This window comes from Janthinobacterium fluminis (assembly GCF_028595325.1).
Lineage (GTDB): Bacteria > Pseudomonadota > Gammaproteobacteria > Burkholderiales > Burkholderiaceae_D > Janthinobacterium > Janthinobacterium fluminis.
In genome coordinates this window covers 61307-83313 of the sequence record NZ_JAQQXR010000005.1, presented here as the reverse complement: position 1 = coordinate 83313, position 22007 = coordinate 61307, and the positions used below count along the sequence as shown (strand labels likewise).

21 protein-coding genes are annotated in these 22007 nt (G+C 67.7%); 3 read left to right on the top strand and 18 right to left on the bottom strand.

The features are described 5' to 3' along the window. The first annotated feature begins 1 nt into the window (after position 1). On the top strand, positions 2-493 hold the full coding sequence (locus OIK44_RS13730; RefSeq protein WP_273671348.1) for a type II secretion system protein: 492 nt from the start codon (positions 2-4) through the stop codon (positions 491-493). 151 nt (positions 494-644) lie between these two features. After that, positions 645-1868 carry a M24 family metallopeptidase gene (locus OIK44_RS13725; protein ID WP_273671347.1) on the top strand — a complete coding sequence of 408 codons (1224 nt, stop codon included), beginning with the start codon at positions 645-647 and terminating at the stop codon, positions 1866-1868. Positions 1869-1950: 82 nt separating this feature from the next. Here the strand turns inward: OIK44_RS13725 and OIK44_RS13720 are convergent, their stop codons facing one another. The 16 genes from OIK44_RS13720 to paaA all read right to left on the bottom strand — a co-directional run bounded on the left by OIK44_RS13720 (position 1951) and on the right by paaA (position 18868). After that, positions 1951-3507, bottom strand: a complete 1557-nt coding sequence (locus OIK44_RS13720) for a methyl-accepting chemotaxis protein (protein ID WP_273671346.1) — start codon at positions 3505-3507, stop codon at positions 1951-1953. 105 nt (positions 3508-3612) lie between these two features. Then, entirely contained in the window at positions 3613-4011 is a 399-nt protein-coding gene (locus OIK44_RS13715) for a type 2 periplasmic-binding domain-containing protein (protein WP_273671345.1), read from the bottom strand. Positions 4012-4033: 22 nt separating this feature from the next. Further along, positions 4034-5293 (bottom strand): porin, encoded by a 1260-nt coding sequence (locus tag OIK44_RS13710; RefSeq protein WP_273671344.1) that lies wholly within the window; start codon positions 5291-5293, stop codon positions 4034-4036. Positions 5294-5612: 319 nt separating this feature from the next. Continuing rightward, positions 5613-7664: a phenylacetic acid degradation bifunctional protein PaaZ gene (gene paaZ / locus OIK44_RS13705; RefSeq protein WP_273671342.1), complete on the bottom strand. Its 2052-nt coding sequence runs from the start codon at positions 7662-7664 to the stop codon at positions 5613-5615. Positions 7665-7720: 56 nt separating this feature from the next. After that, positions 7721-8332, bottom strand: coding sequence for a phenylacetic acid degradation protein PaaY (paaY, locus tag OIK44_RS13700; RefSeq protein ID WP_273671341.1), 612 nt, complete (start codon positions 8330-8332; stop codon positions 7721-7723). A gap of 174 nt (positions 8333-8506) precedes the next feature. Beyond that, positions 8507-9655: an ABC transporter substrate-binding protein gene (locus tag OIK44_RS13695; protein ID WP_273671340.1), complete on the bottom strand. Its 1149-nt coding sequence runs from the start codon at positions 9653-9655 to the stop codon at positions 8507-8509. Positions 9656-9714: 59 nt separating this feature from the next. Beyond that, positions 9715-10920, bottom strand: a complete 1206-nt coding sequence (pcaF, locus tag OIK44_RS13690) for a 3-oxoadipyl-CoA thiolase (RefSeq protein WP_273671338.1) — start codon at positions 10918-10920, stop codon at positions 9715-9717. 68 nt (positions 10921-10988) lie between these two features. Beyond that, the gene (gene paaK / locus OIK44_RS13685) at positions 10989-12317 is read right to left on the bottom strand and encodes a phenylacetate--CoA ligase PaaK (protein WP_273671336.1); all 1329 of its coding nucleotides are present in this window, start codon (positions 12315-12317) and stop codon (positions 10989-10991) included. A 19-nt stretch (positions 12318-12336) separates the two neighbouring features. After that, positions 12337-12789, bottom strand: a complete 453-nt coding sequence (gene paaI / locus OIK44_RS13680) for a hydroxyphenylacetyl-CoA thioesterase PaaI (protein WP_273671334.1) — start codon at positions 12787-12789, stop codon at positions 12337-12339. Further along, complete coding sequence (gene paaH / locus OIK44_RS13675) at positions 12782-14338, bottom strand: 3-hydroxyacyl-CoA dehydrogenase PaaH (RefSeq protein ID WP_273671332.1); 1557 nt, start codon at positions 14336-14338, stop codon at positions 12782-12784. The genes paaI and paaH overlap by 8 nt, the downstream gene beginning before the upstream one ends. 3 nt (positions 14339-14341) lie before the next feature. Further along, positions 14342-15133 (bottom strand): 2-(1,2-epoxy-1,2-dihydrophenyl)acetyl-CoA isomerase PaaG, encoded by a 792-nt coding sequence (gene paaG, locus OIK44_RS13670; RefSeq protein ID WP_273671330.1) that lies wholly within the window; start codon positions 15131-15133, stop codon positions 14342-14344. 41 nt (positions 15134-15174) lie between these two features. Continuing rightward, entirely contained in the window at positions 15175-16254 is a 1080-nt protein-coding gene (gene paaE, locus OIK44_RS13665) for a 1,2-phenylacetyl-CoA epoxidase subunit PaaE (RefSeq protein ID WP_273671328.1), read from the bottom strand. Between the two features lie 35 nt (positions 16255-16289). Next, entirely contained in the window at positions 16290-16808 is a 519-nt protein-coding gene (gene paaD / locus OIK44_RS13660) for a 1,2-phenylacetyl-CoA epoxidase subunit PaaD (RefSeq protein WP_273671326.1), read from the bottom strand. Beyond that, on the bottom strand, positions 16809-17561 hold the full coding sequence (gene paaC / locus OIK44_RS13655) for a 1,2-phenylacetyl-CoA epoxidase subunit PaaC (protein ID WP_273671324.1): 753 nt from the start codon (positions 17559-17561) through the stop codon (positions 16809-16811). Between the two features lie 18 nt (positions 17562-17579). Further along, on the bottom strand, positions 17580-17864 hold the full coding sequence (gene paaB / locus OIK44_RS13650; RefSeq protein WP_093382317.1) for a 1,2-phenylacetyl-CoA epoxidase subunit PaaB: 285 nt from the start codon (positions 17862-17864) through the stop codon (positions 17580-17582). A gap of 14 nt (positions 17865-17878) precedes the next feature. Beyond that, a complete protein-coding gene (paaA, locus tag OIK44_RS13645; protein WP_273671320.1) occupies positions 17879-18868 on the bottom strand; it encodes a 1,2-phenylacetyl-CoA epoxidase subunit PaaA in 990 nt (329 codons plus the stop codon). Between the two features lie 221 nt (positions 18869-19089). On the opposite strand from paaA, the gene paaX reads away from it, so the two are divergent. Next, complete coding sequence (gene paaX, locus OIK44_RS13640; RefSeq protein ID WP_273671319.1) at positions 19090-20013, top strand: phenylacetic acid degradation operon negative regulatory protein PaaX; 924 nt, start codon at positions 19090-19092, stop codon at positions 20011-20013. On the opposite strand, the gene OIK44_RS13635 is transcribed toward paaX, so the two are convergent. Continuing rightward, positions 19981-20766: a type 2 periplasmic-binding domain-containing protein gene (locus OIK44_RS13635; RefSeq protein WP_273671318.1), complete on the bottom strand. Its 786-nt coding sequence runs from the start codon at positions 20764-20766 to the stop codon at positions 19981-19983. The two genes, paaX and OIK44_RS13635, sit on opposite strands and share 33 nt — an antisense overlap. Before the next feature lie 88 nt (positions 20767-20854). Further along, entirely contained in the window at positions 20855-21943 is a 1089-nt protein-coding gene (locus tag OIK44_RS13630) for a TRAP transporter substrate-binding protein (protein WP_273671317.1), read from the bottom strand. Positions 21944-22007 lie beyond the last annotated feature (64 nt).

Genomic DNA, 22007 nt, shown 5'->3' with positions numbered 1-22007 from the left:
GATGGCGCGGCGGCGCGCGGGCGGCTTCGCCTACCTGTGGACGCTGGCCCTGGTGGCCCTGATGGGCGCCGGCCTGGCCATCGGCGCCGACCTGTACGCCACCGCCGCGCGGCGCGACCAGGAACGCGAACTGATCTTCATCGGCCACGAATTCCGCCGCGCCATCGGCCGCTACTTCGAAATCAACGGCGCCAACGGCCAGCACCAATACCCGCAGACGCTGGAGGAACTGCTGAAAGACCCGCGCTTCCCGAACCCGAAGCGCCACCTGCGCCGGCTCTACACCGACCCGACCACCGGCCAGGCCGAATGGGGGCTGGTGATGCAGCAAGGGCGCATCGTCGGCGTGCGCTCGCTGTCGGGGCGCACGCCGATCAAACAGGACAACTTCGACGACGACGACGACGGCCTGCGCCACAAAAAACGCTACGCCGACTGGCTCTTCACCTACCCGCCCGAGCTGTTCACGGCGCAGCCGGGCGGCGCGCCGTGAACAGCCGGGGACAGACCACGATTTCCGGGAAATATTTCCCGGAAATCGTGGTCTGTCCCCTATGGAGAAATCGGCGCGCGCGGGCCGCCGAAACCACAAGCCGGCGCCGCCGCGAGCTGCTATCATCGCGCCCACATTCACAGGAGGCGGCATGGGCATAGGCGGAAAATCAATCGACGAGGCGCTGGCCTCGCTATCGGACATGACGGCCGGCATGGTCGCCATCGGCAAGGCCGAACACCTTCAACGCATCGGCAAGGCGCAAGCCTATATGCGCGAACAGGGCATCGCCGCGATTTACCTGAACGCGGGCGCCAACCTGACCTATTTCACCGGCACCAAATGGTATGCCAGCGAGCGCATGGTCGGCGCGATCCTGCCCGCCAGCGGCGCCCTCGAATACCTCGCCCCGGCGTTCGAGGAGAGCACGCTGCGCGACTTCATGCTGGTCGAAGGCCGCGTCAATTGCTGGCAGGAGCACGAGAGCCCCTACCAGCTGTTCGTCGCCACGCTGGCGCGCATGGGCATCGCGCCCGACGCGGCGCGGCCGCCGCGCATCGGCATCTGCGAAAGCGCCGCCTTCTTCATCTACGACGGCATCCGCCCGCTGGCGGCCGGCTACGCGCTGGAAAACGCCCGCGGCGTCACCGCCCACTGCCGCAGCAGGAAGTCCGCCGCCGAAATCGCGCTGATGCAAAGGGTCAAGGACATGACGCTGGCCGTGCACGTCGCCACCGCCAGCATGCTGTACGAGGGCGTCAGCAGCGTCGAGGTGGAGGAGTTCATCCAGCGCGCGCACCGCAAGGTCGGCGCGCCGCGCTCCTATTTCTGCATCGTGCTGTTCGGCGAGGCCAGCGCCTACCCGCACGGCGTCAGCTATGTGCAGACGCTCAAGCGCGGCGACGTGGTGCTGATCGACACCGGCTGCCAGCTGATGAACTACATTTCCGACATCACCCGCACCTATGTGTTCGGCGAGCCCAGCGCCCGCCAGCGCGCCGTGTGGAACAGCGAAAAGGCGGCGCAACTGGCCGCCTTCCGCGCCGCGCAACTGGGCGTGCCGTGCCAGGACGTCGACCGCGCGGCGCGGGCCTCGCTGGAGGCGGACGGCTACGGCCCCGGCTACGCGCTGCCCGGACTGCCGCACCGCACCGGCCACGGCATCGGCCTCGACATCCACGAATGGCCCTACCTGGTCGGCGGCGACAGCACGCCGCTGGACGTCGGCATGTGCTTCTCGAACGAGCCGATGATCTGCGTGCCGGGCGAATTCGGCATACGCCACGAGGACCATTTCTACATGACGGAGCAGGGGCCGAAGTGGTTCACCGAGCCGGCCCACAGCATCGACGACCCGTTCGGGCTGCAGAAATAGGCGGCGGCCGGCAAGGCGATAAACAAAAACGGCAGCCGCTGTCTGCGCGCCGCCGTTTTTGTTTGCGCCGGCTGGGCGGGCCTTAGCCGCCCAGCGCCAGCGTCCCTGGCGCGCGCGCCGCGCCCCGCTCCAGCTTGAAGACGGCCAGCGCGCCGCTGAGCTGGTCGGCCTGCTCGCGCAGCGATTCGGCCGCCGCCGACGCCTGTTCGACCAGCGCCGAATTCTGCTGCGTCATCTCGTCCATGCTGCCGATGGCGTCGCCGATGTTGGCGATGCCGGTGTTCTGCGCCTGGCTGGCGGCGCTGATCTCGGCCATGATGTCAGCCACCTTCTTCACCGAGTCGACGATCTGCCCCATCGTCATGCCGGCCTCGTCGACCAGGCGCGAGCCGACGTTGACCTTGGCCACCGAGTCGCCGATCAGTTCCTTGATTTCCTTGGCGGCGCCGGCGCTGCGCTGCGCCAGGTTGCGCACCTCGGAGGCGACCACGGCGAAACCGCACCCCTGCTCGCCGGCGCGCGCCGCTTCCACGGCCGCGTTCAGCGCCAGGATATTGGTCTGGAAGGCGATGCTGTCGATGACGCCGATGATGTCGACGATTTTCTTGGCCGAGTCGTTGATCTCGCCCATCGTCGTGACGACCTGATTGACCACCTTGCCGCCCTTGATGGCGACGTTGGACGCCGTCACCACCAGCTCGTTCGCCTCGGTGGCGTTGTGGGCGTTCTCGCGCACGGTGTTGGTCAGGCTTTCCATCGAGCGCGCCGTCTGGTCCAGACTGCCCGCCTGGGATTCCGTGCGCGAGGCCAGGTCGGCGTTGCCGCTGGCGATTTCCGAGCTGGCCAGTTTGATCGTTTCGGCCGACACCTTGATCTCGGCAACCATATTGCCCAGCTTGTCGCGCATGTCCTTCAGCGCCACCAGCAGGCTGCCGCGGTCCTTCGGATCGGTCGCGATGTCCATCGACAGGTCGCCGTCGGCGACGGCGCGGGCGATTTCGCGCGCGTACTCCGGCTCGCCGCCGAGCTGCTGCCAGATGGCCTGGACGACGAAATAGGACACCAGCGCCAGGCTGACGATGACCACCAGCGCCACCAGGATGCTGGTGGTGAGCACGTTGCGCACGCTGGCCTCGCTGCGGGCGATGCCGGCCTTGAACTGCTGCTGCGCCGCCTCGTTGGTTTTTGCCAGGTCGGCGTTGAGCACCGTCAGCGCCGCCTGCATGCGCGCCACCGTCGCCTGCGGGTCGCCCTGCTCCAGTTCCAGCATGATGCGCGCCGCGCTCAGCGCCGGCGCGTAGTAGGCGTCGAATTCCTTGCCCAGGCGCGCGCCCGCCTCGCGCTGGCCGGGGATCTCGCCGAACTTGGCCAGCTTGGCGCGCAGCTTGTTGGCCTGCTCGCCGACCTGGCCGACGCGGTTCTTGTCGCCCTCGCTGACGGCGTCGCGCAGGCCGTCGCCGACCGCGCCGATGTCCAGCGTCAGCGACTTGGCCGTGTCCAGCACCGGGTAGTCGACGCTTTCCGTGGTGCGGATCGAGTCCAGCGCGGAAGTGGCCAGATAAGCGCTGCCCGCAAGACCCAGGCCGAAGATGATGGTCGAGATGACCGGTAGTGCCCATATCTTGCGTTTGATGCTCATTGCCGTCTCCTGTATCGGGATTCTTCTTTTCGCCATGTCACAAGGCCCGCAGCGCCAGACCGGGGTCTGGCGATACGGGCCTCGGGCACATCATTCAATGTAGCCTTACGGCGCGGTCAACACAACCTTCACGGTGGCGTCGACGGCGCTTTTTTCCATGTAGCCGATGGCTTTCGGATCGGCCGCGACGGCCTTTTTCACGTCGGCGCTGTTGGCCACTTCCTTCGGCTGGGTCGCCTTGCCGGTAAAGACCAGCTTCGACCACAGGGCCTTCGCCTGCGACGGCTCCTTGTCCGTCACCTTTTTGTAGAACTCGGCGCGGATGGGCGCGCTTTCCGGCTGGTCGATCGGCGTCATCGCCGTCGATTTGCCGAGGAAGAACTGCGACACCTGCTCGTTCGTCATCGCGCCGCTGGCGCTCTTCGGATTCACCACCACCACCACCTCGGCCAGCGCCGGCGCCGCCACAGCAAATACCGCGCCCGCCAGAACGAGCGCTTTCATAGTTGTCTTCATGTGCTCGTCCTTAGAATACGAAATCGATGGCAATCGCGCCAACCGTCACCGGGCCTTTGAAGCCGGCGGCCGGCTGCAGCAGCAGGCCCTGGCCGTTCTTCGGCTTGATGCGGTCGATCTGCAGCTTCAGCGCCGCCGAGCGGTGGAAGTCCCAGCGCAGGCCGATGCTGTCGGTCGACTGCTCGCCCTGGGTGCCGGTGCTCGACACGCTGTTCACGGCGCCGGACAGAACGCGCAGGGTCGGCGTGCAGGCGGCCGGGTAGCCGGCCGGGCAGGACGCCGGCACGGTGTTGGCGACGATGCTGTCGACCTTCAGGTTGGCGTGGCTGTAGTAGGGCAGGAATTTGCCGATGCGGTAGCCGGCCATCAGATACCAGGACGTGGTGTCGTTGATGTAGCTGTCGGTCTTGCGCTTGGCGTACTCGGACTGCACCAGGATATTGTTCCAGTCCAGCGCCAGGCCCAGCGAGGTGAACGAGGCTTTTTTATTCTTCACCGCCAAGTTGTCGGCCAGCGTGGCCAGTTGCGGGAAGCCGTAGCCGGCGCCGGTGGCGCGCAGAGCCGCGTCGAGGCCGTTCAGCGACACGGAGTCGGCCACCGTGATCTTGGTGTCGGCGCGGCCGAAGCGCAAGGTCAGCGGGCCGTGTTCGGCCACCAAGTTCAGGGCCGAGATGTTTTTCGCTTCCATGTGCACGCGCGTGTCCGGGCCGGTGGCCAGCGTGGCGCGGGTGCGGCCCAGCGCCAGTTGCGCCGTGACGTTGGTGTCGCCGAAGCTGCGCTGGTAGGTGGCGTCGATGCCGTCGATGCCGTTCATCGGCACTTGCGAGTACACCTCGCCAGGCGGACGCAGCATGGTGTTGGCGTAGCCGACGTTGCGGTAGTCGGAGATCATGAAGACGGGCAGGCCCATGCGGCCGACGCGCACGCTGAACTCGTCCGACAGCTTGGCCTTGGCGAAGGCCCATGCCAGCTCGGGGCGGAAGTCGTCGACGCCGTCCTTGCGCACCAGCGTCTGGGCGGTGAAGGAGAAGGTGTCGTTGGCGGTCACGCTGGCCTGCAGGCCGAGGTTCGAGTCGATGCCGAAGCGCGCGCTCTTGGCGGCGCCGGTGGACTGGTTCGGACGGGCGAATTGGGCCTCGTCGGTGTTGCTCCGCGTCAGCGCGGCCGTGCCGTAGCCGCTGAACTTGACGGTCGGCCCGCCCTCGTCGGCGAAGGCGTTGGCGAGCGCCAGCGGCATGGTGAGCAAAGTGACTAAAAAGCGTTTTTTCATAGTTCTACCCGTAGCGTGTGTGACTCAATGTGGGATATCGGTTCGAGGTCACTGGTGGGCGCCGGCGCCGGTTTGGGCCGGCCACTGTGTTTGCGCAGGATGTGCGCTACCTCGGAGCCTGGAATGCTACAGGTAAAAATATTGCCGCTGGAAAATATTAGGGCTAAAAACAGGTGTTTCGTTGTTTTTGGGGCAGAAAATAGCCGTTTTTAGAGGGAAATTTCTAATAAGAATAGCAATACAATCAAACTTGTTGTTACTGTCAGCGTGTCGTGTCGGCCGCCCGGCAAGGGCCGGGAACAGCCGACACGGCCATGCTTCATTCGCGCTTCGACACCAGCGTCAGGATGTCGTAACTGGCCACCAGCTCCTCGTCCTGGTTGGTGACCTGCACGTCCCAGGCCACCACGCCCTGGCCGACGCCGAACACGTCCTTGCGGTTGCGGTCGACCTTGCGCTTGCAGGTCAGGCGCGCGCGGATGGTGTCGCCGATGCCGACCGGCTTGACGAAGCGCAGGTTGTCCAGGCCGTAGTTGGCCAGCACCGGGCCGACGCCGGGCGAGACGAACAGGCCGGCCGCCGCCGACAGCACGAAGTAGCCGTGCGCGATGCGCTTGCCGAACTGCGATTGCCGCGCCGCGATTTCGTCGAAGTGCATATAGAAGAAGTCGCCCGAGATGCCGCCGAAGGCCGTGATGTCGGCCTCGCTGACGGTGCGCCGGTGCGTCAGCAGCGAGTCGCCCGTTTCCAGGTCCTCGAAGTGTTTGCGGAAGGGGTGCAGCGGGCTTTCCTTGACGGCGGCGCCGCGCACGTATTCGCCGGTGACGGCCGCCAGCATCGTCGGCGAGCCCTGGATGGCGGCGCGCTGCAGGTAGTGGCGCACGGCGCGCACGCCGCCCAGCTCCTCGCCGCCGCCGGCGCGGCCCGGCCCGCCGTGCTTGAGCTGCGGCAGCGGCGAGCCGTGGCCGGTCGAGTCGACGGCCGCCTCGCGGTCGAGGATGTGGACGCGGCCGTGCAGCGCGGCCGCCACCGGCACCGCGTGGGCGGCGATCTTCGGATCGCGCGTCACCAGCGTGCTGACCAGGCTGCCCTTGCCGCGCGCCGCCAGCGCCAGCGCCTCGTCGATGTCGCCGTAGGGCATCAGCGTGCTGACGGGGCCGAAGGCTTCGACGTCGTGCACCGCGTCGTTCCTCAGCGCGTCGCGGCACATCAGCAGCGTCGGGCTGAAGAAGCAGCCGTCGGCGGCGCCCTCGCCCAGCGGCGCGAAGCCGTCGGCGGCGCCGTACAGCACCTCGTTGCCGCGCGCCAGCATGGCGACGCGCTCGGCGACGTCGCGCTGCTGCTCCTTGGAGGCCAGCGCGCCCATGCGCACGCCCTCGATGGACGGGTCACCGACGGTGACTTTCGCCAGGCGCTCGCGCAGGCGCGCGCCGACGGCGTCGAGCATATTCTGCGGCACGATGATGCGGCGGATCGCCGTGCACTTCTGCCCGGACTTGCCGGTCATCTCGCGCGCCACTTCCTTGATGAACAGCTCGAACTCGGCGTCGTCCGGCTTGACGTCCGGCGCCAGGATCGCGCAATTGAGCGAATCGGCCTCGCCGTTGAAGGGGATCGCGTGCTCGACCAGGTTGCGGTTGCTGCGCAGCTTGGCGGCGGTGGCGGCCGAGCCCGTGAAGGTGACGACGTCCTGGCCGTTGAGGCGGTCGAGCAGGTCGCCGGTGCCGCCGATCACCAGTTGCAGGCTGCCCTCCGGCAGCAGGCCGGAGCCGTGCATCATGCGCACCACGGCTTCGGTCAGGTAGGACGTCGCGGTGGCCGGCTTGGCGATGCAGGGCATGGCGGCCAGGAAGCTCGGCGCGAATTTTTCCAGCAGGCCCCAGATGGGGAAGTTGAAGGCGTTGATGTGCACCGCCAGGCCGCCGCGCGGCACCAGGATGTGGGTGCCGGCGAAGCCGCCCTTCTTGCCCAGCGCGATGGCCGGGCCTTCGTGCAGCACGTTCGACGAGGGCAGCTCGTTGCTGCCCATGCTGGCGTAGGCGAACAGCGTGCCGGTGCCGCCCTCGATGTCGACCCAGCTGTCGGCGCGCGTGGCGCCGCTCAGGTGCGAGATCGCGTACAGCTCTTCCTTGCGTTCGACCAGGTACAGCGCCAGCGCCTTCAGGCGCGCGGCGCGCTGCTGGAAGTCGAGCGCCATCAGGCCCGGCACGCCGGTCTTGCGGGCGTAGGTGACGGCCTCGTCGAAGTCGATGGACTCGGCGTGGGTATGGTAGATCAGGCTGTTGTTGAGCGCGCTGTGCAGCGGCACGGCGGCGGCGGCGCCGAGCCAGCGGCCGCCGATCAAGCTTTGCAGGGTGGATACTTGGGCCATCAAAAATCTCCAGGATAGAGGTAAGGTGAGTAGTCGGCAGTTGCTTCCGGAAGGCTTTAAGCCGAGGCGTTTTTATGCAGGTGCAGCGGCAGCGACGATTCCCAGTCGATGCGCTTGCGGCCGGCCTCGACCTCGCTGAGCGCCTCGACCTCGCGCATGCTGCGCATCGAGCGCACCGCCAGTTCGTGGTACTGGGCGGTGCCGCCGCTTTTCCATTTGATTTCTTCGTCGCTCAGCGCGCGCGTCACCCGCGCCGGCGCGCCGACCACCATGCTGCGCGGCGGCACGAGCATGCCGGCCTTGACGAAGCTCATCGCGGCGACCACGCACTCCGCGCCGATGACGGCGTTGTCCATCACCACCGCGTTCATGCCGACCAGCGCGTTGCGGCCGATGCGGCAGCCGTGCAGCACGGCGCCGTGGCCGATGTGGCCGTCGACTTCGACCACCGTGTCGCAACCGGGGAAGCCGTGCATCACGCAGGTGTCCTGCAGGTTGGCGCCCTCCTCCAGGATCAGGCGGCCGAAGTCGCCGCGGATCGAGGCCAGCGGGCCGACGTAGCAGCGCGGCCCGATGATGACGTCGCCGATCAGCACCGCGCTCGGGTGCACGTAGGCGCTGGGGTGGACCACCGGCGTGACGCCGTTGATTTCGTACACTTTAACCATATTTCTTCTCCAATTCGGCGCCCGGATGGGCGCTCCGCACCCGGGCCTGATTCGACAATTCAGGTCCGGCGACGCTTCCCTGCGCGCAGGCCGGACCGGCGCGCATTCCCGAGTGCGGGAACGACAAAAATTGGCCAGGCACGGCCGCCTCCGGCCCTTGTTTGCGCGCCGCCTCTACTTCAGCAGCGCCCATTCGCCGTTTTTCACCTCGACCATGCGGAAGGCCGACAGGTCCAGGCCCATGTGGTTCGCCGGCGTCATGTTGAACACGCCGGTGGTGCCGACAAAGCCCCTGGTCTGCTCCAGCGCGCCGCGCACTTTTTCCTTGTCGGTGGAGCCGGCGCGCCTGATGGCGTCCACCGACAGGTTCAGCGCGTCCAGCGCATAGCCGCCGAAGGTCGACGGGTCGATCTTGTAGCGTTCCTTGTACTGCTTGTCGTAGCCGGTGACGATGGCCTTTTGCGCGTCGGCCGCCGGCAGCATCGCGCCGATCAGCAGCGCCGGCGTCGGCAGGCGCACGCCTTCGGCCGATTTCCCCGACAGCTTGATGTACTCGTCCGACGCCACGCCGTGCGACTGGTACAGCGGCAGCGCGCCCATGCCCAGCTGGCCGTAGTTCTTGGTGGCGACGGCCGGCCCCTGCCCCAAACCGAAGACGAACACGGCCTGCACGCCGGCCGTGCCCTTGATGCGCGTCAGCTGGGCGGTGATGTCGGTGTCTTTCGGGCCGTAGGTTTCGTCGGCGACGAAGGTGATGCCGTACTTGGCGGCGACCGCCTGCGACTCCTTGCGCCCCGAGGCGCCGAAGCCGCTCGTCTCGGACAGCAGGCCGACCTTGCTGATGCCGCGCTTCTTCATATCCTCGAACACCTTCTCGGCCGCCATGCGGTCGGTGTGCGGCGTCTTGAAGACCCATTTCTTGACCGGGTCGACGATGACCACCGCGCCCGCCAGCGAGATGAACGGCAGGCTGGCCTTGTCGACCAGCGGCGCCATCGCCATCGTCGCGCCGGTGGTGGTGCCGCCGATCAGCACGTCGACCTTGTCGGACTCGATCAGGCGCTTGGCGAAGCCGTTCGCCTTGGCCGCGTCGCTGCCGTCGTCGTAATGCACCAGCTCCAGCTTGCGGCCCAGCACGCCACCCTCGGCGTTGATCTTCTCGATGTACATCTGCAGCGTCTTCAGCTCCGGGTCGCCGAGGAAGGCGGCCGGGCCGGAAACGGACAGCACCGAGCCGATCTTGATGTTCTCGGCGGCGCAGGCGGCGCCGGCGCAGCACAGCGCGGCGGCAATGACGGTCTTCTTCAGGATAATCGATAACAAGCTTGTCTCCCCGGTTGCACAACAATAGGATGCGGGGCCGCTATGGCTGCGGCTTTTTTTTAGATACGTTCGATGACCAGCGCGATGCCCTGGCCGACGCCGATGCACATCGTGCACAGCGCGTAGCGCCCGCCGCTACGCTCCAGCTGGTTCAGCGCCGCCATCACCAGGCGCGCGCCGGACGCGCCCAGCGGATGGCCGATGGCGATGGCGCCGCCGTTCGGGTTGACGTGGGCGGCGTCGTCGGCCAGGCCGAGGTCGCGCGTGACGGCCAGCGCCTGCGCCGCGAAGGCTTCGTTGAGTTCGATGACGTCCATCTGGGCGATGCTCAGGCCGGTCTGCGCCAGCACCTTGCGCGTCGCCGGCGACGGGCCGAAGCCCATGATGCGCGGCGCCAGCCCGGCCGTCGCCATGCCCAGCACGCGGGCGCGCGGCCTCAGCTGGTATTTTTCGGCGGCGGCGCCGGAGGCCAGCAGGATCGCGCAGGCGCCGTCGTTCAGGCCCGAGGCGTTGCCGGCCGTGACCGTGCCGTCCGGGCGCACCACGCCCTTCAGCCTGGCCAGCATCTCCAGCGAGGTGTCGGGGCGCGGATGCTCGTCGGCGCCGACGATTTTCGGCTCGCCCTTCTTCTGCGCCAGCGACACCGGCACGATTTCCCCGGCGAACACGCCGGCCGCGTTGGCGGCGGCCCAGCGCTGCTGGCTGCGCAGCGCCAGCGCGTCCTGGTCGGCGCGGCTGATGCCGAACTGCGCGGCCACGTTCTCGGCCGTTTCCGGCATCGTGTCGATGCCGTACTGCGCCTTCATCGCGGCGTTGACGAAACGCCAGCCCAGCGTGCTGTCCTCGATCTTCGCCGCGCGCGAAAAGGCGCTGTCGGCCTTGCCCATGACGAAGGGCGCGCGCGTCATGCTTTCGACGCCGCCGGCGATGATCAGGCCCGCTTCGCCGGCCTTGATGGCGCGCGCGGCCATGCCGACGGCATCCATGCTGGAGCCGCACAGGCGGTTAATGGTGTTGGCCGGGACCTCGACCGGCAGGCCGGCCAGCAGCGCGGCCATGCGGCCGACGTTGCGGTTGTCTTCGCCGGCCTGGTTGGCGCAGCCGTAGAAGACGTCGTCGACGGCGGCCCAGTCGACGCCGGGATGGCGCGCCATCAGCGCGGCGATCGGCAGCGCGCCGAGGTCGTCGGCGCGCACGCCGGCCAGGGCGCCGCCGTAGCGGCCGAACGGGGTGCGCACTGCGTCGCAGATAAAGGCTTCGTTCACGTTATTTTCTCCATGCGTGGTTGCTGGCGAACCCGGGCGGCGCCGCGGCTTCGCGCACTGTTTGCGGCTCAGCCGGGGTTTTTCGGGCGCTTGTCGACGACGCGCCTGGCCTTGCCCGTCAGCGTGCGTTCGATGCTGCCGGCCGCCAGCAGGCGCACCCGCGTCGTCACGCCGACATAGGTCTTGATCTGGTGGCCCAGCTCGCGCGCCAGCGCCTCGGTGTCGAACTCCGTCATCTTGCCGGAGACTTCGGCGCGCAGTTCGCCGATGACGTCGAGCTTGTCGAGGTGGCCCTCGCGCGACACCACCAGCTGGTAATGCGGCGCCAGCTTCGGCATCTTCAGGATCAGCTCCTCGATCTGCGACGGGAACACGTTGACGCCGCGGATGATCAGCATGTCGTCGGAGCGGCCGGTGATCTTGCCGATGCGGCGCATCGCCCGCGCAGTCGGCGGCAGCAGCCGCGTCAGGTCGCGCGTGCGGTAGCGTATCACCGGCAGCGCCTCCTTCGTCAGCGAGGTGAACACCAATTCGCCCTCCGCGCCGTCCGGCAGCACTTCGCCGGTGTCGGGGTCGATGATCTCCGGGTAGAAATGGTCTTCCCAGATGACCGGGCCGTCCTTGCTCTCGATGCATTCGCTGGCCACGCCCGGCCCCATCACCTCGGACAGGCCGTAGATGTCGAGGGCGTCGATGCCGGCCCGCGTTTCGATTTCGGCGCGCATGGCGTCGGTCCACGGCTCGGCGCCGAAGATGCCGACCTTCAGCGACGATTCGGCCGGGTCCATGCCCTGGCGCGAAAACTCCTCGATGATGTTGAGCATGTACGAGGGCGTCACCATGATGATGTCCGGCTTGAAGTCGCAGATCAGCTGGACCTGTTTCTCGGTCTGGCCGCCCGACATCGGGATCACCGTGCAGCCGAGGCGCTCGGCGCCGTAGTGCGCGCCCAGGCCGCCGGTGAACAGGCCGTAGCCGTAGGAGATGTGCACCATGTCGCCGGCGCGCCCGCCGGCGGCGCGAATCGAGCGCGCCACCACCTCGGCCCAGGTGTTGATGTCGTTCTGCGTGTAGCCGACCACGGTGGCCTTGCCGGTGGTGCCGCTGGAGCCGTGGATGCGCACCACCTGCTCGCGCGGCACGGCGAACAGGCCGAACGGGTAGTTGTCGCGCAGGGTTTTCTTGTCGCTGAAGGGGAACTTGGCCAGGTCGGCCAGCGTCTTCAGGTCGTCCGGGTGGACGCCGGCGGCGTCGAAGGCGGCGCGGTAGTGCGGCACGTTGTCATAGGCGTGCCGCAGCGACCATTTCATGCGCTGCAGTTGCAGCGCCTGCAGTTCGTCCCTGCTGGCGCGCTCGATAGCCTCCAGGTCGCCGGGCGCGGGGGTACGTTGGACCATTGCTGTCTCCTCAATCTTCTCAAATGGGCGTGGGAACGACCTCGCCGGCGACGCGGATGGATTTGCCGCGGAACAGGGCGATCAGGCGGCCGTCCTGGTTGCTGACCTTGACGTCGTAGATGCCGCTTTTCCCGGCCAGCGATTGTTCCACCGCTTCGGCCGTCAGCACGTCGTCCTGGCGGCCGGGCGCCAGGTAGTCGATGGTGCAGCCGGCGCCCACCGTGTTTTGGTTGTGGCTGTTGCACGCGAATGCGAAGGCGCTGTCGGCCAAGGCAAATATATAGCCGCCGTGGCAGCTCTGGTGCCCGTTCAGCATGTCGCCGCGCACCGGCATCGTCATGCGCGCATAGCCGGGGCGGATCTCGCCCAGCCGCATGCCCATCGCCTGGCTGGCGCGGTCGCGCGCGAACATGGCGGCGCCGGCGGCCCGGGCCAGCGCCAGCGCGGCGGCGGGGTCGTTGTCCTTATGCATGGAAAGTGCCCGCGGCGGCGAGTTTGCGGCGCAGCAGCGGCGCCACCCGGTAGCGGTCCTCGCCGTAGTTGTCGGCGAGGTTGTGCAGCACCGCGGCGATGTGGGCAAGGCCGACGGCGTCGGCCCAGGCCAGCGGCCCGCGCGGGTAGTTGACGCCCTTCTGCATGGCGATGTCGACGGCGGCGGCGCTGCAGACGCCCTGGTTGACGGCGTCGGCGGCCTCGTTGGCCAGCATGGCGACGGTGCGCATCACGGCCAGGCCGGGCACGTCGTCGAGGCGCGTGACGGCGAAGCCGGCCGCCTGGAACAGGCCGACGGCGGCCTGCCAGGCGGACGCGCTGCACTGGTCGGCGCGGCTCAGCGCGATGCGCGTGGCGCCGGCGTAGTCCAGCGCCAGATCGAACAGCACCGTGTCGGGATGCTGGTTGGCGCGCGCCCGCCCGGTGGCGCTGCGGCCGTCGCTCAGGTAGATGGCGGCGCCGTTGCAATGGAAGGCCGGTGCCGCGTCGCCATGTTCGCTGGCGCCCGCGTCGCGCTCGACGATGTTGAAGCCGGCCGTCCGCAGGCGGCGCGCCAGCGCGTCGCTGACGCCGCCGTTGCCGCTGCCCGCCGCCACGCTGTAGCTGACGAATTCGGGGCGCGGCTGCGGCGCCTCGGTGTCCGGCTGCGGCGCCGCCGCGGCGTCGCCGTAGCGGTAGAAGCCGCGCCCGGATTTGCGGCCGAGGAAGCCGGCGTTGACCATTTCCTGCTGCAGCACCGAGGGCGTGAAGCGCGGGTCGTTGAAATAGGCGTGGAAGACCGACTGCGTCACCGAGAAGTTGACGTCGTGGCCGATCAGGTCCATCAGCTCGAACGGCCCCATGCGGAAACCGCCCGCCTCGCGCAGCACCGCGTCGATGCTGGCGGCGCTGCCGGCCTGCTCGGTCAGCAGGCGCAGGGCCTCGGCGTAGAAAGGCCGGGCGACGCGGTTGACGATGAAGCCCGGCGTCGATTTCGCGTGCACCGGGCTCTTGCCCCAGGCGGCGGCGGTGGCGAAGACGGTGTCGGCGACGGCCGCGTCGGTGGCCAGGCCGCTGACCACCTCGACCAGCGCCATCAGCGGCACCGGGTTGAAGAAGTGCATGCCGGCCAGGCGCTGCGGCAGGCGCAGTTGGGCGGCGATGGCCGTGACCGAGATCGACGAGGTGTTGGTGGCCAGGATGCAGGCGTCGCCGACGATGCCTTCCAGCTCGGCGAACAGGGCGCGCTTGGCGTCGAGGTTCTCGACGATGGCCTCGACCACCAGGGCGGCGTCGGCCACCTCGGCCAGCGTCGCGGCGCCCTGCAGGCGCGCCGTCGCGGCGGCGGCCTCGTCGGCTGTCATGCGGCCCTTCCCGGCCAGCTTGTGGTACATCTGGCCGATCTCGGCCAGCGCCTTGCCGACCGCCTCGGCGCGGCTGTCATAGAGTTTCACGCGGTAGCCGCAGGCCGCCGCGACCTGGGCGATGCCGGCGCCCATCGCGCCGCTGCCGATGACGGCGACGACGCTGCCCGTTGTCAGTGCTGGCATCGCTCAGTTCCCCTTGAATTCAGGCACGCGCTTGGCCATGAAGGCGGCGACGCCCTCGCGGTAGTCGTTGCTGTTGCCCAGTTCGCTCATCATGTTGCATTCCAGCGTCAGTTGCTGCTGCAGCGTGTTGGCGGGGCTGGCGTACAGCGCCTGCTTGGTGAAGGCCAGGCCCTTGGTCGGCGCGCTGGCGAAATGCTGCGCCATGGCCAGCGTTTCGCCGGCCAGGCACTCGTCGGGGATGCATTTCCAGATCAGGCCCCAGCTTTCGGCTTTTTCGGCCGTCAGCTTTTCGCCCAGCATGGCCAGGCCCATCGCCCGCGCCGTGCCGACCAGGCGCGGCAGGAAGTAGGTGCCGCCCGTGTCGGGGATCAGGCCGAGGCGGCAGAAGGCTTCGACGAAGCTGGCCGATTTGGCGGCCAGCACGATGTCGCAGGCCAGCGCCAGGTTGGCGCCGGCGCCGGCGGCCACGCCGTTGACGGCGCAGATCACCGGCATCGGCAAGGCGCGCAGCGCCAGCACCAGCGGCGCGTAGTTCTTTTCCACGGAGTCGCCCAGGTCGACGCCCTTGCTGCCCGGCTCGACGGCGCGGTCGGACAGGTCCTGGCCGGCGCAGAAGCCGCGCCCGGCACCGGTCAGCACCATCACGCGCACGCTGGCGTCGGCGTGGATGCGCGCCATCGCGTGGCGCACCTCCTCGTGCATCGCATTCGTGAAGCTGTTCAATTTGTCGGGGCGGTTCAGCGTCAGCTTGGCGATGCCGTCGCCGATCTCGAAGAGGATGTTTGCGTAGTTCATGGGCGTCTCGGTAAGGTTACGTGGGAGCGGAAAACCAAGGTTCATTCGGCCTGGTCGAAGTCGACCACGACGCTGTCGGTCACCGGAAAACTCTGGCAGCTGAGGACGAAGCCGCGGGCGATCTCGTAGTCTTCCAGCGCGTAGTTGACGTCCATGTCGACCTTGCCGTCGACCAGCTTGCAGCGGCAGGTCGAGCATACCCCACCTTTGCACGAATAGCGCATGTCTATGCCCTGGCGCAGGCCGGCGTCGAGGATGGATTCCTTGTCGCGCTCCATCGTGAAGGTGGTGTGGTTGCCGTCCATGATGACGGTGACCTGGGTTGCCAGCTGCGCCTGGGCGTCGGAGCGGGCGCGCGGCTGGTGCTGGTGCTTCGGTATGCTGGCCGCGAACAGTTCGATCTTGATGTTTTGCTTCGGCATGCCGGCCGCCTGCAGCGCCGCCGAGACGCCCAGCATCATGTCTTCCGGGCCGCAGATGAAGGCGTGGTCGAAGTCCTCGATGCGTATCCAGTGCCGCAGGAACTGTTCGCACTTTTCCTGCGTGATGCGGCCGTTGAACAGCTCGATGTCCTGCTGCTCGCGGCTCATCACGTAGGCCAGGTTCAGGCGCTCCAGGTAGTTGTCCTTCAGGTCGCTCAATTCTTCCTTGAAGATGACGGACGAGGAGGCGCGGTTGCCGTAGAACAGGGTGAAGCGGCTGTGCGGTTCGCTCTGCAGCGTGGTCTTGATGATGGACAGGATGGGCGTGATGCCGCTGCCGGCGGCGAAGGCCAGGTAGTGCTTGCGGTTGTCGGCCGCCAGCGGCACGTTGAAGTGGCCCATCGGCGGCATCACGTCGAGCGTGGCGCCGGCCTTCAGCGTGTCGTTGGCCCAGGTCGAGAAGGCGCCGCCCGGCGTGCGCTTGATCGCCACGCGCAGCGCGCCCTCCTGCACCGACGAGCAGATCGAGTACGAGCGGCGGATGTCCTCGGCGTTGATGTGGGCGCGCAGCGTCAGGTGCTGGCCCTGCTGGAAGCGGAAGCTCTCGCGCAGCTCCGGCGGCACGGCGAAGGTGACGGCGATGGCGTCGCGCGTTTCATGGCGCACGTTCGATACCGACAGCGGATAAAATTTGCTCATGTACTGGTTCTCCATTGCGGGCGGCCGGGCCGCCGCTAGTGACACTTGAAGTAGTCGAAGGGTTCGCTGCAGTCCAGGCATTTGTAGAGCGCCTTGCACGGCGTCGAGCCGAACTGGCTGGTCAATCCGGTGTGGCTGGAGCCGCAGTTCGGGCAGACCACCAGCAGCCTGGCCGCCGGGCGGCGCTTGACGCCGGCGGCCAGGCCGCTGATGTCGATGGCCTGCTGCGCCGGCGGCGCGATACCGTAGCCTTTCAGCTTGCGCTTGCCGCTCTCGCTCATCCAGTCGGTGGTCCAGGCCGGCGACAGCTGATTCACCAGCCGCACCTGCGCAAGGCCGTGCCGCTGCAGCGCCTCCGTCACGGCCGCCGCGATCACGGCCATCGCCGGGCAGCCGGAATAGGTCGGCGTGATGGTCACCACGCATTCGGCGCCGCGCAGCTCGACGGCGCGCACGATGCCCAGGTCGACCACGGAAATCACCGGGATCTCCGGGTCGGGCACCTCGCCCAGCCAGGTCCAGACTTGTTCAGCGCTGGGCGTCGCGGCGCCCACTTACCACTCCGAGCCGGGATAGGCGCGCTGCAGGAACTGCATCTCCGCCAGGATGAAGCCGAGGTGCTCGGTGTGCCGGCCCTGCTTGCCGCCGTGCTGCATCCAGGCGTCGGCCGGCGGCGCCGCCAGGGTCGCCTCGGCGAAAATTTCGCCGACGTGCTCCAGCCATTGCGCGTGCAGCGCCGGCGCGGCGGGCGCGACGCCGGCCGCGACCATCGCCTCGTCGACGGCGTCGTAGCGGAACATCTCGCCCGTGTAGGACCACAGGCGGCTGGCGGCGGCCTGGGTCTTGGCGTGGCTGTCGGCCGTGCCGTCGCCCAGGCGCACCACCAGGTCGCCGCTGCGGCGCAGGTGGTAGGTGACTTCCTTGAGCGACTTCTCGGCCACCTCGGCGATGCGGGCGTCGCCCGATTGGCACAGGCCGCGCAGCAGGAAGTAGTGCCAGGTGTCGAAGTAGAACTGGCGCACCACCGTGTCGGCGTAATTGCCGTTCGGCTGCTCCAGCAGCAGGCAGTTCTTGAAGTCGTGCGCGTCGCGCAGGAAGGCCAGCTGGTCCTCGCCGCGGCCGGCGCCCTCCAGCTCGCCGGCGTAGTCCAGCCACAAGCGGGTCTGGCCCAGCAGGTCCAGCGCGACGTTGGTCAGCGCCATGTCCTCTTCCATCGCCGGCCCCTTGCCGCACAACTGCGACAGTTGCTGGCTCAGGATCAGCGCGTTGTCGCCCAGGCGCAGCAGGTAATTGACTTTGTCATCCACGATCGCAGTCTCCGCGCGTCACAGGTTTTTGACTTCTTCCGGCATCGGGAAGAAGGTCGGATGGCGGTACACCTTGCTGTTGGACGGCTCGAACAAGGCGCCCTTGTCGGCCGGGCTGCTGGCGACGATGTCGGCGGCGCGCACCACCCAGATGCTGACGCCCTCATTGCGCCGCGTGTAGACGTCGCGCGCGTTGTTGACCGCCATTTCCGCGTCGGACGCGTGCAGGCTGCCGACGTGCTTGTGCGCCAGGCCGTGCTGGCTGCGGATGAAGACTTCCCACAATGGCCATTCTTTGCTCATGCATCTCTCCTCAGTTAAGCCGCAGCTTTGACATCTGCGTGTTTGTCGGCGTAAGCCAGCAGCGCATCGCGGAACCAGGCGCCGTCCTCGTAAGCCTTGACGCGGGTTTGCAGGCGCTCGCGGTTGCACGGGCCGTTGCCCTTCAAGACGTTGTGGAACTCGGCCCAGTCGATGGCGCCGAACTCGTAGTGGCCCGTCTCGGCGTTGAACTTCAGGTCCGGGTCGGGCACGCTCAAGCCCAGGTACTCGATCTGCGGCACGGTCTGGTCGACCATGCGCTGGCGCAGCTCGTCGTTCGAGAACAGCTTGATGCGCCACTGCGCCGACTGGGCGCTGTTGACGGATTCGGCGTCGGACGGGCCGAACATCATCAGCGACGGCCACCACCAGCGGTTCAGTGCGTCCTGGGCCATGGCCTTTTGCGCGGCCGAGCCCTGGCACAGGCTCATCATGATGTCGTAGCCCTGGCGGGCGTGGAAGGATTCCTCCTTGCAGACGCGGATCATGGCGCGGGCATACGGGCCGTAGGAGCAGCGGCACAGGGGAATCTGGTTGATGATGGCGGAGCCGTCGACGAGCCAGCCGATGGCGCCCATGTCGGCCCAGCTCAGGGTCGGGTAATTGAAAATGCTGGAATACTTGGCCTTGCCGGAGTGCAGCGCGGCGAGCAGCTCGTCGCGCGACACGCCCAGCGTTTCGGCGGCGCTGTACAGATACAGGCCGTGGCCGGCCTCGTCCTGGATCTTCGCCAGCAGGATGGACTTGCGCTTGAGCGTAGGCGCGCGGGTCACCCAGTTGCCCTCGGGCAGCTGGCCGACGATTTCCGAGTGGGCGTGCTGGGAGATTTGCCGCACCAGCGTCTTGCGGTAGGCGTCCGGCATCCAATCCTTGGCCTCGATCTTGATGCCGGCGTCGATGCGGGCCTGGAAGGCCAGCTCCTCGGCGCCCATGTCGGCGGCGGAGCGGACGTTCTTGAGGCCGGTTTCAACCATTTGTGCGTACATGATCACTCTCCAAGTCGTGTGGTGGCGCGGCGCTGCGGTACGATGGAAGAATAATACGATACAAAATTAGATTTGAATACACTTGATTTGAATCATTTACAAATTCCGTATCTTATGTGCACTTTGCCGGCGTCGCGTGCAAAAATAATGCTGCGCCCATCGCCACGCAAAGTAAACTGCTGCCTGCGACGATTTCACCGAACAAACGCCCCGAGGCCCCGATGACGAAGACCAGCAGCACCGAATGGATCAGCCACTTCCTGGCCAGCGACCCGCCGCGTTCGAAGTCGCTGGTGATGACGATCTTCGGCGACGCCATCGTGCCGCACGGCGGCATGATCTGGCTGGGCAGCCTGATCGAGCTGCTGGCGCCGTTCGGCGTCAACGACCGCCTGCTGCGCACCAGCGTGTTCCGCCTGGCGCAGGAGGGCTGGCTGGGGGCGCAGCGCGACGGCCGGCGCAGCGCCTACACCATCGTGCCGGACGCGCTGGCCCGCTTCGGCCGCGCCTACCGGCGCATCTACGCGCCGCTGCGCACCCACTGGGACGGCAGTTGGACCATCCTGATCGGCTCGAACGGCAGCGTCGGCGCGGCCGAGCGCGGCGCGCTGCGCAAGGAATTGCTGTGGGAAGGCTATAGCGTGATCGCGCCGGGCGTCTTCGGCCACCCGGGCGCCGACGCCGGGGTGCTCGACGACATCCTCGGCCGCCACGGCGTGCAGGGCAAGCTCTACGTCTGCCGCGCCACCGAGCTGCCGGGCGTGACGCAGCGGCCGCTGCGCGCCATGATCGACGAGGGCTGGGACCTGTCCGTGGTGGTCCAGGCGTATGCCCAATTCATCGCCCAGTTCGCGCCGCTGCTGGCCGTGCTGCAGGCGCAGCCGGTGGCGCCCGAGCAAGCCTTCGTGATCCGCTCGCTGCTGATCCACGCCTACCGCCGCGTCCAGCTGCACGACCCGCAACTGCCCGTCGAACTGCTGCCGGAACCGTGGCCGGGCAGCGCCGCCTACGACCTGACGCGCGCGCTGTACCGCCTGCTCTACGCCGGCGCCGAGGAGCACATCATGGCGACGCTGCGGCGCGAAGACGCCAACGCGCCGCCGGCGCAAGACTCATTCTTTGAGCGCTTTGGCGGTTTGCGCTAGGGGCTCGCGCAGCGCGTCCAGGTACAGCGGCGAATTGCGCAGGCGCCCGATGGCGGCCCACAACTGCTCGGCGACGCCCGGGTACTGCTGGTAAAAGCGTTTCGACAGGCCCAGGTAAAACCACTCCTCGGCGAAGGGCAGGGACAGCGCCTCGACCTTGCCGGCGAACTCGGGCTTGCCCATCAAGTTCAGGCCGTCCTGCTCCCAGCCGAGCGCGACGTCGCCGCGGCCGGCCAGCAGCTTGGCGAACACCACGTCCAGGTTCTTGCCGGTGGTATCGCTGGGCTGCCGCAGCGCCGCCAGGCGGTCGCCGATCAAGACGCTGCCGTAGGCCACCAGCACCGGCGTGGCCAGCCGGGCGAAGCGCCGGCCGTCCCAGTCGACGCCGCCGCCCTTGCGCTGGAAGGCCAGCACGCGCACGAACAGCACCGAGCGGGCCGGGTCCGGGCGCCCCTTCTTCATCGGATAGTCGAGCAGCGGCAGCCAGGACGGCGTGTGCGAGGCGCTCGGATAGCCGTCGGCCAGGTTGGCGCGGATTTCCTCGCGGCAGCGCGTCACCGGCGCGTGGTAGAGCTCCAGTTCGACGCCGACCTCGGCCGCCGCCAGCCGCATCAGCAGGCCGACGCTGCCGCCGCCGTCGGGCGTCAGGAAGGGCGGATGCGGGCGGGCGTCGACGCACAGGCGCAGCTTGACGGCCTGCGCCCAGGCGGGCAGCAGCAACACAGCACACAGGCACAAGCGCGACCAGAGCATCCCCGCCCCCCGTTAAAGTGATGCACGAGTGTAATCCGGTTTGCCGGGCCGGGCGAGAAAATTCTCGCCGCGCCGGCGGCGGCGCGGCTTACTTGCGGCCGGCGCCGATCAGATAGTTCTGCATCGTCGCCTCGGCCACCGAGGCCCACTGGTTCTGGTCATGGCGGAAACGCTTCCACGGCTCGTAGACCTTGCGGAACTTGGCGTTGCGGGCCGCCTCCTCCTCCATCACGGCGGTCGACTCCTTGAAGGCGGCGTCCATGATTTCCTTGGAGAAATTATGCAGCTTGGCGCCGTTCTTCATCAGCCGCGCCAGCGCCGCCGGATTCTTCGCGTCGTACTCGGCCTGCATGACGACGTGGCACTCGTAGCTGGCCACCTCGATCGCCGCCTGGTATTCCTTCGGCAGCTTCTCCCACTCCTTGATGTTGATGTAGAAGGACAGTTGCGGCCCGGCCTCCCACCAGCCCGGCGAATAGTAATGCGGCGCCACCTTGACCAGGCCCAGCTTCTCGTCGTCGTAGGGGCCGACCCATTCGGCCGCGTCGATCGTGCCCTTTTCCAGGGCCGCGTAGACGTCGCCGGCGGGAATCTGCTGCGGCACGGCGCCCAGGCGCTCCATGACGCGGCCGGCGAAACCGGCGATACGGATTTTCAAGCCCTTGATGTCGGCCATCGTCTTGATTTCCTTGCGATACCAGCCGCCCATCTGGGTGCCGGTGTTGCCCGCGAAGAAATTGACGATGCCATAGCCCTTGAAGAATTCGCGCATCAGCGCCCGGCCGCCGCCCTGGTCCATCCACGCCGTCTGCTGGCGCGACGTCAGGCCGAAGGGCACGGCGCAGTCGAAGGCGAACGTCGGATCCTTGCCGAAGTAATAGTAAGACGGCGTGTGGCCCATTTCCACCGTGCCGGCCTGGACCGCGTCCATCACCTGCAGGCCCGGCACGATGTCGCCGGCGGCGAACTGGCGGATCTGGAATTTGCCGCCGGTGAGCATGGCGACCCGTTTCACGAACAGGTCGGCGGCGCCGAAAATCGTGTCCAGGGTTTTCGGGAAGCTCGACGCCATGCGCCAGCTGACCGTCGGCAGGGTCTGCGCCAGCGCCGGCGCCGCGATGGCCGCGCCGGCCGTGGCGCCCACGGCGGCTTTTTTCAAAAAGGAACGACGTTCCATAACAAGTCTCCGGAAGTTTTTATTCTCGTATGCATAAATGACAAGTTTGTCATGCGCCGCTCTA

What these genes read in the sequence shown, in the direction of transcription:
- OIK44_RS13730 (WP_273671348.1), top strand. Translation starts at nt 2, where the DNA reads ATGGCGCGGCGGCGCGCGGGCGGCTTCGCCTACCTGTGGACGCTGGCC.
- OIK44_RS13725 (WP_273671347.1), top strand. Translation starts at nt 645, where the DNA reads ATGGGCATAGGCGGAAAATCAATCGACGAGGCGCTGGCCTCGCTATCG.
- OIK44_RS13720 (WP_273671346.1), bottom strand. Translation starts at nt 3,507, where the DNA reads ATGAGCATCAAACGCAAGATATGGGCACTACCGGTCATCTCGACCATC.
- OIK44_RS13715 (WP_273671345.1), bottom strand. Translation starts at nt 4,011, where the DNA reads ATGAAAGCGCTCGTTCTGGCGGGCGCGGTATTTGCTGTGGCGGCGCCG.
- OIK44_RS13710 (WP_273671344.1), bottom strand. Translation starts at nt 5,293, where the DNA reads ATGAAAAAACGCTTTTTAGTCACTTTGCTCACCATGCCGCTGGCGCTC.
- paaZ (WP_273671342.1), bottom strand. Translation starts at nt 7,664, where the DNA reads ATGGCCCAAGTATCCACCCTGCAAAGCTTGATCGGCGGCCGCTGGCTC.
- paaY (WP_273671341.1), bottom strand. Translation starts at nt 8,332, where the DNA reads ATGGTTAAAGTGTACGAAATCAACGGCGTCACGCCGGTGGTCCACCCC.
- paaK (WP_273671336.1), bottom strand. Translation starts at nt 12,317, where the DNA reads ATGGTCCAACGTACCCCCGCGCCCGGCGACCTGGAGGCTATCGAGCGC.
- paaI (WP_273671334.1), bottom strand. Translation starts at nt 12,789, where the DNA reads ATGCATAAGGACAACGACCCCGCCGCCGCGCTGGCGCTGGCCCGGGCC.
- paaH (WP_273671332.1), bottom strand. Translation starts at nt 14,338, where the DNA reads ATGCCAGCACTGACAACGGGCAGCGTCGTCGCCGTCATCGGCAGCGGC.
- paaG (WP_273671330.1), bottom strand. Translation starts at nt 15,133, where the DNA reads ATGAACTACGCAAACATCCTCTTCGAGATCGGCGACGGCATCGCCAAG.
- paaE (WP_273671328.1), bottom strand. Translation starts at nt 16,254, where the DNA reads ATGAGCAAATTTTATCCGCTGTCGGTATCGAACGTGCGCCATGAAACG.
- paaB (WP_093382317.1), bottom strand. Translation starts at nt 17,864, where the DNA reads ATGAGCAAAGAATGGCCATTGTGGGAAGTCTTCATCCGCAGCCAGCAC.
- paaA (WP_273671320.1), bottom strand. Translation starts at nt 18,868, where the DNA reads ATGTACGCACAAATGGTTGAAACCGGCCTCAAGAACGTCCGCTCCGCC.
- paaX (WP_273671319.1), top strand. Translation starts at nt 19,090, where the DNA reads ATGACGAAGACCAGCAGCACCGAATGGATCAGCCACTTCCTGGCCAGC.
- OIK44_RS13635 (WP_273671318.1), bottom strand. Translation starts at nt 20,766, where the DNA reads ATGCTCTGGTCGCGCTTGTGCCTGTGTGCTGTGTTGCTGCTGCCCGCC.
- OIK44_RS13630 (WP_273671317.1), bottom strand. Translation starts at nt 21,943, where the DNA reads ATGGAACGTCGTTCCTTTTTGAAAAAAGCCGCCGTGGGCGCCACGGCC.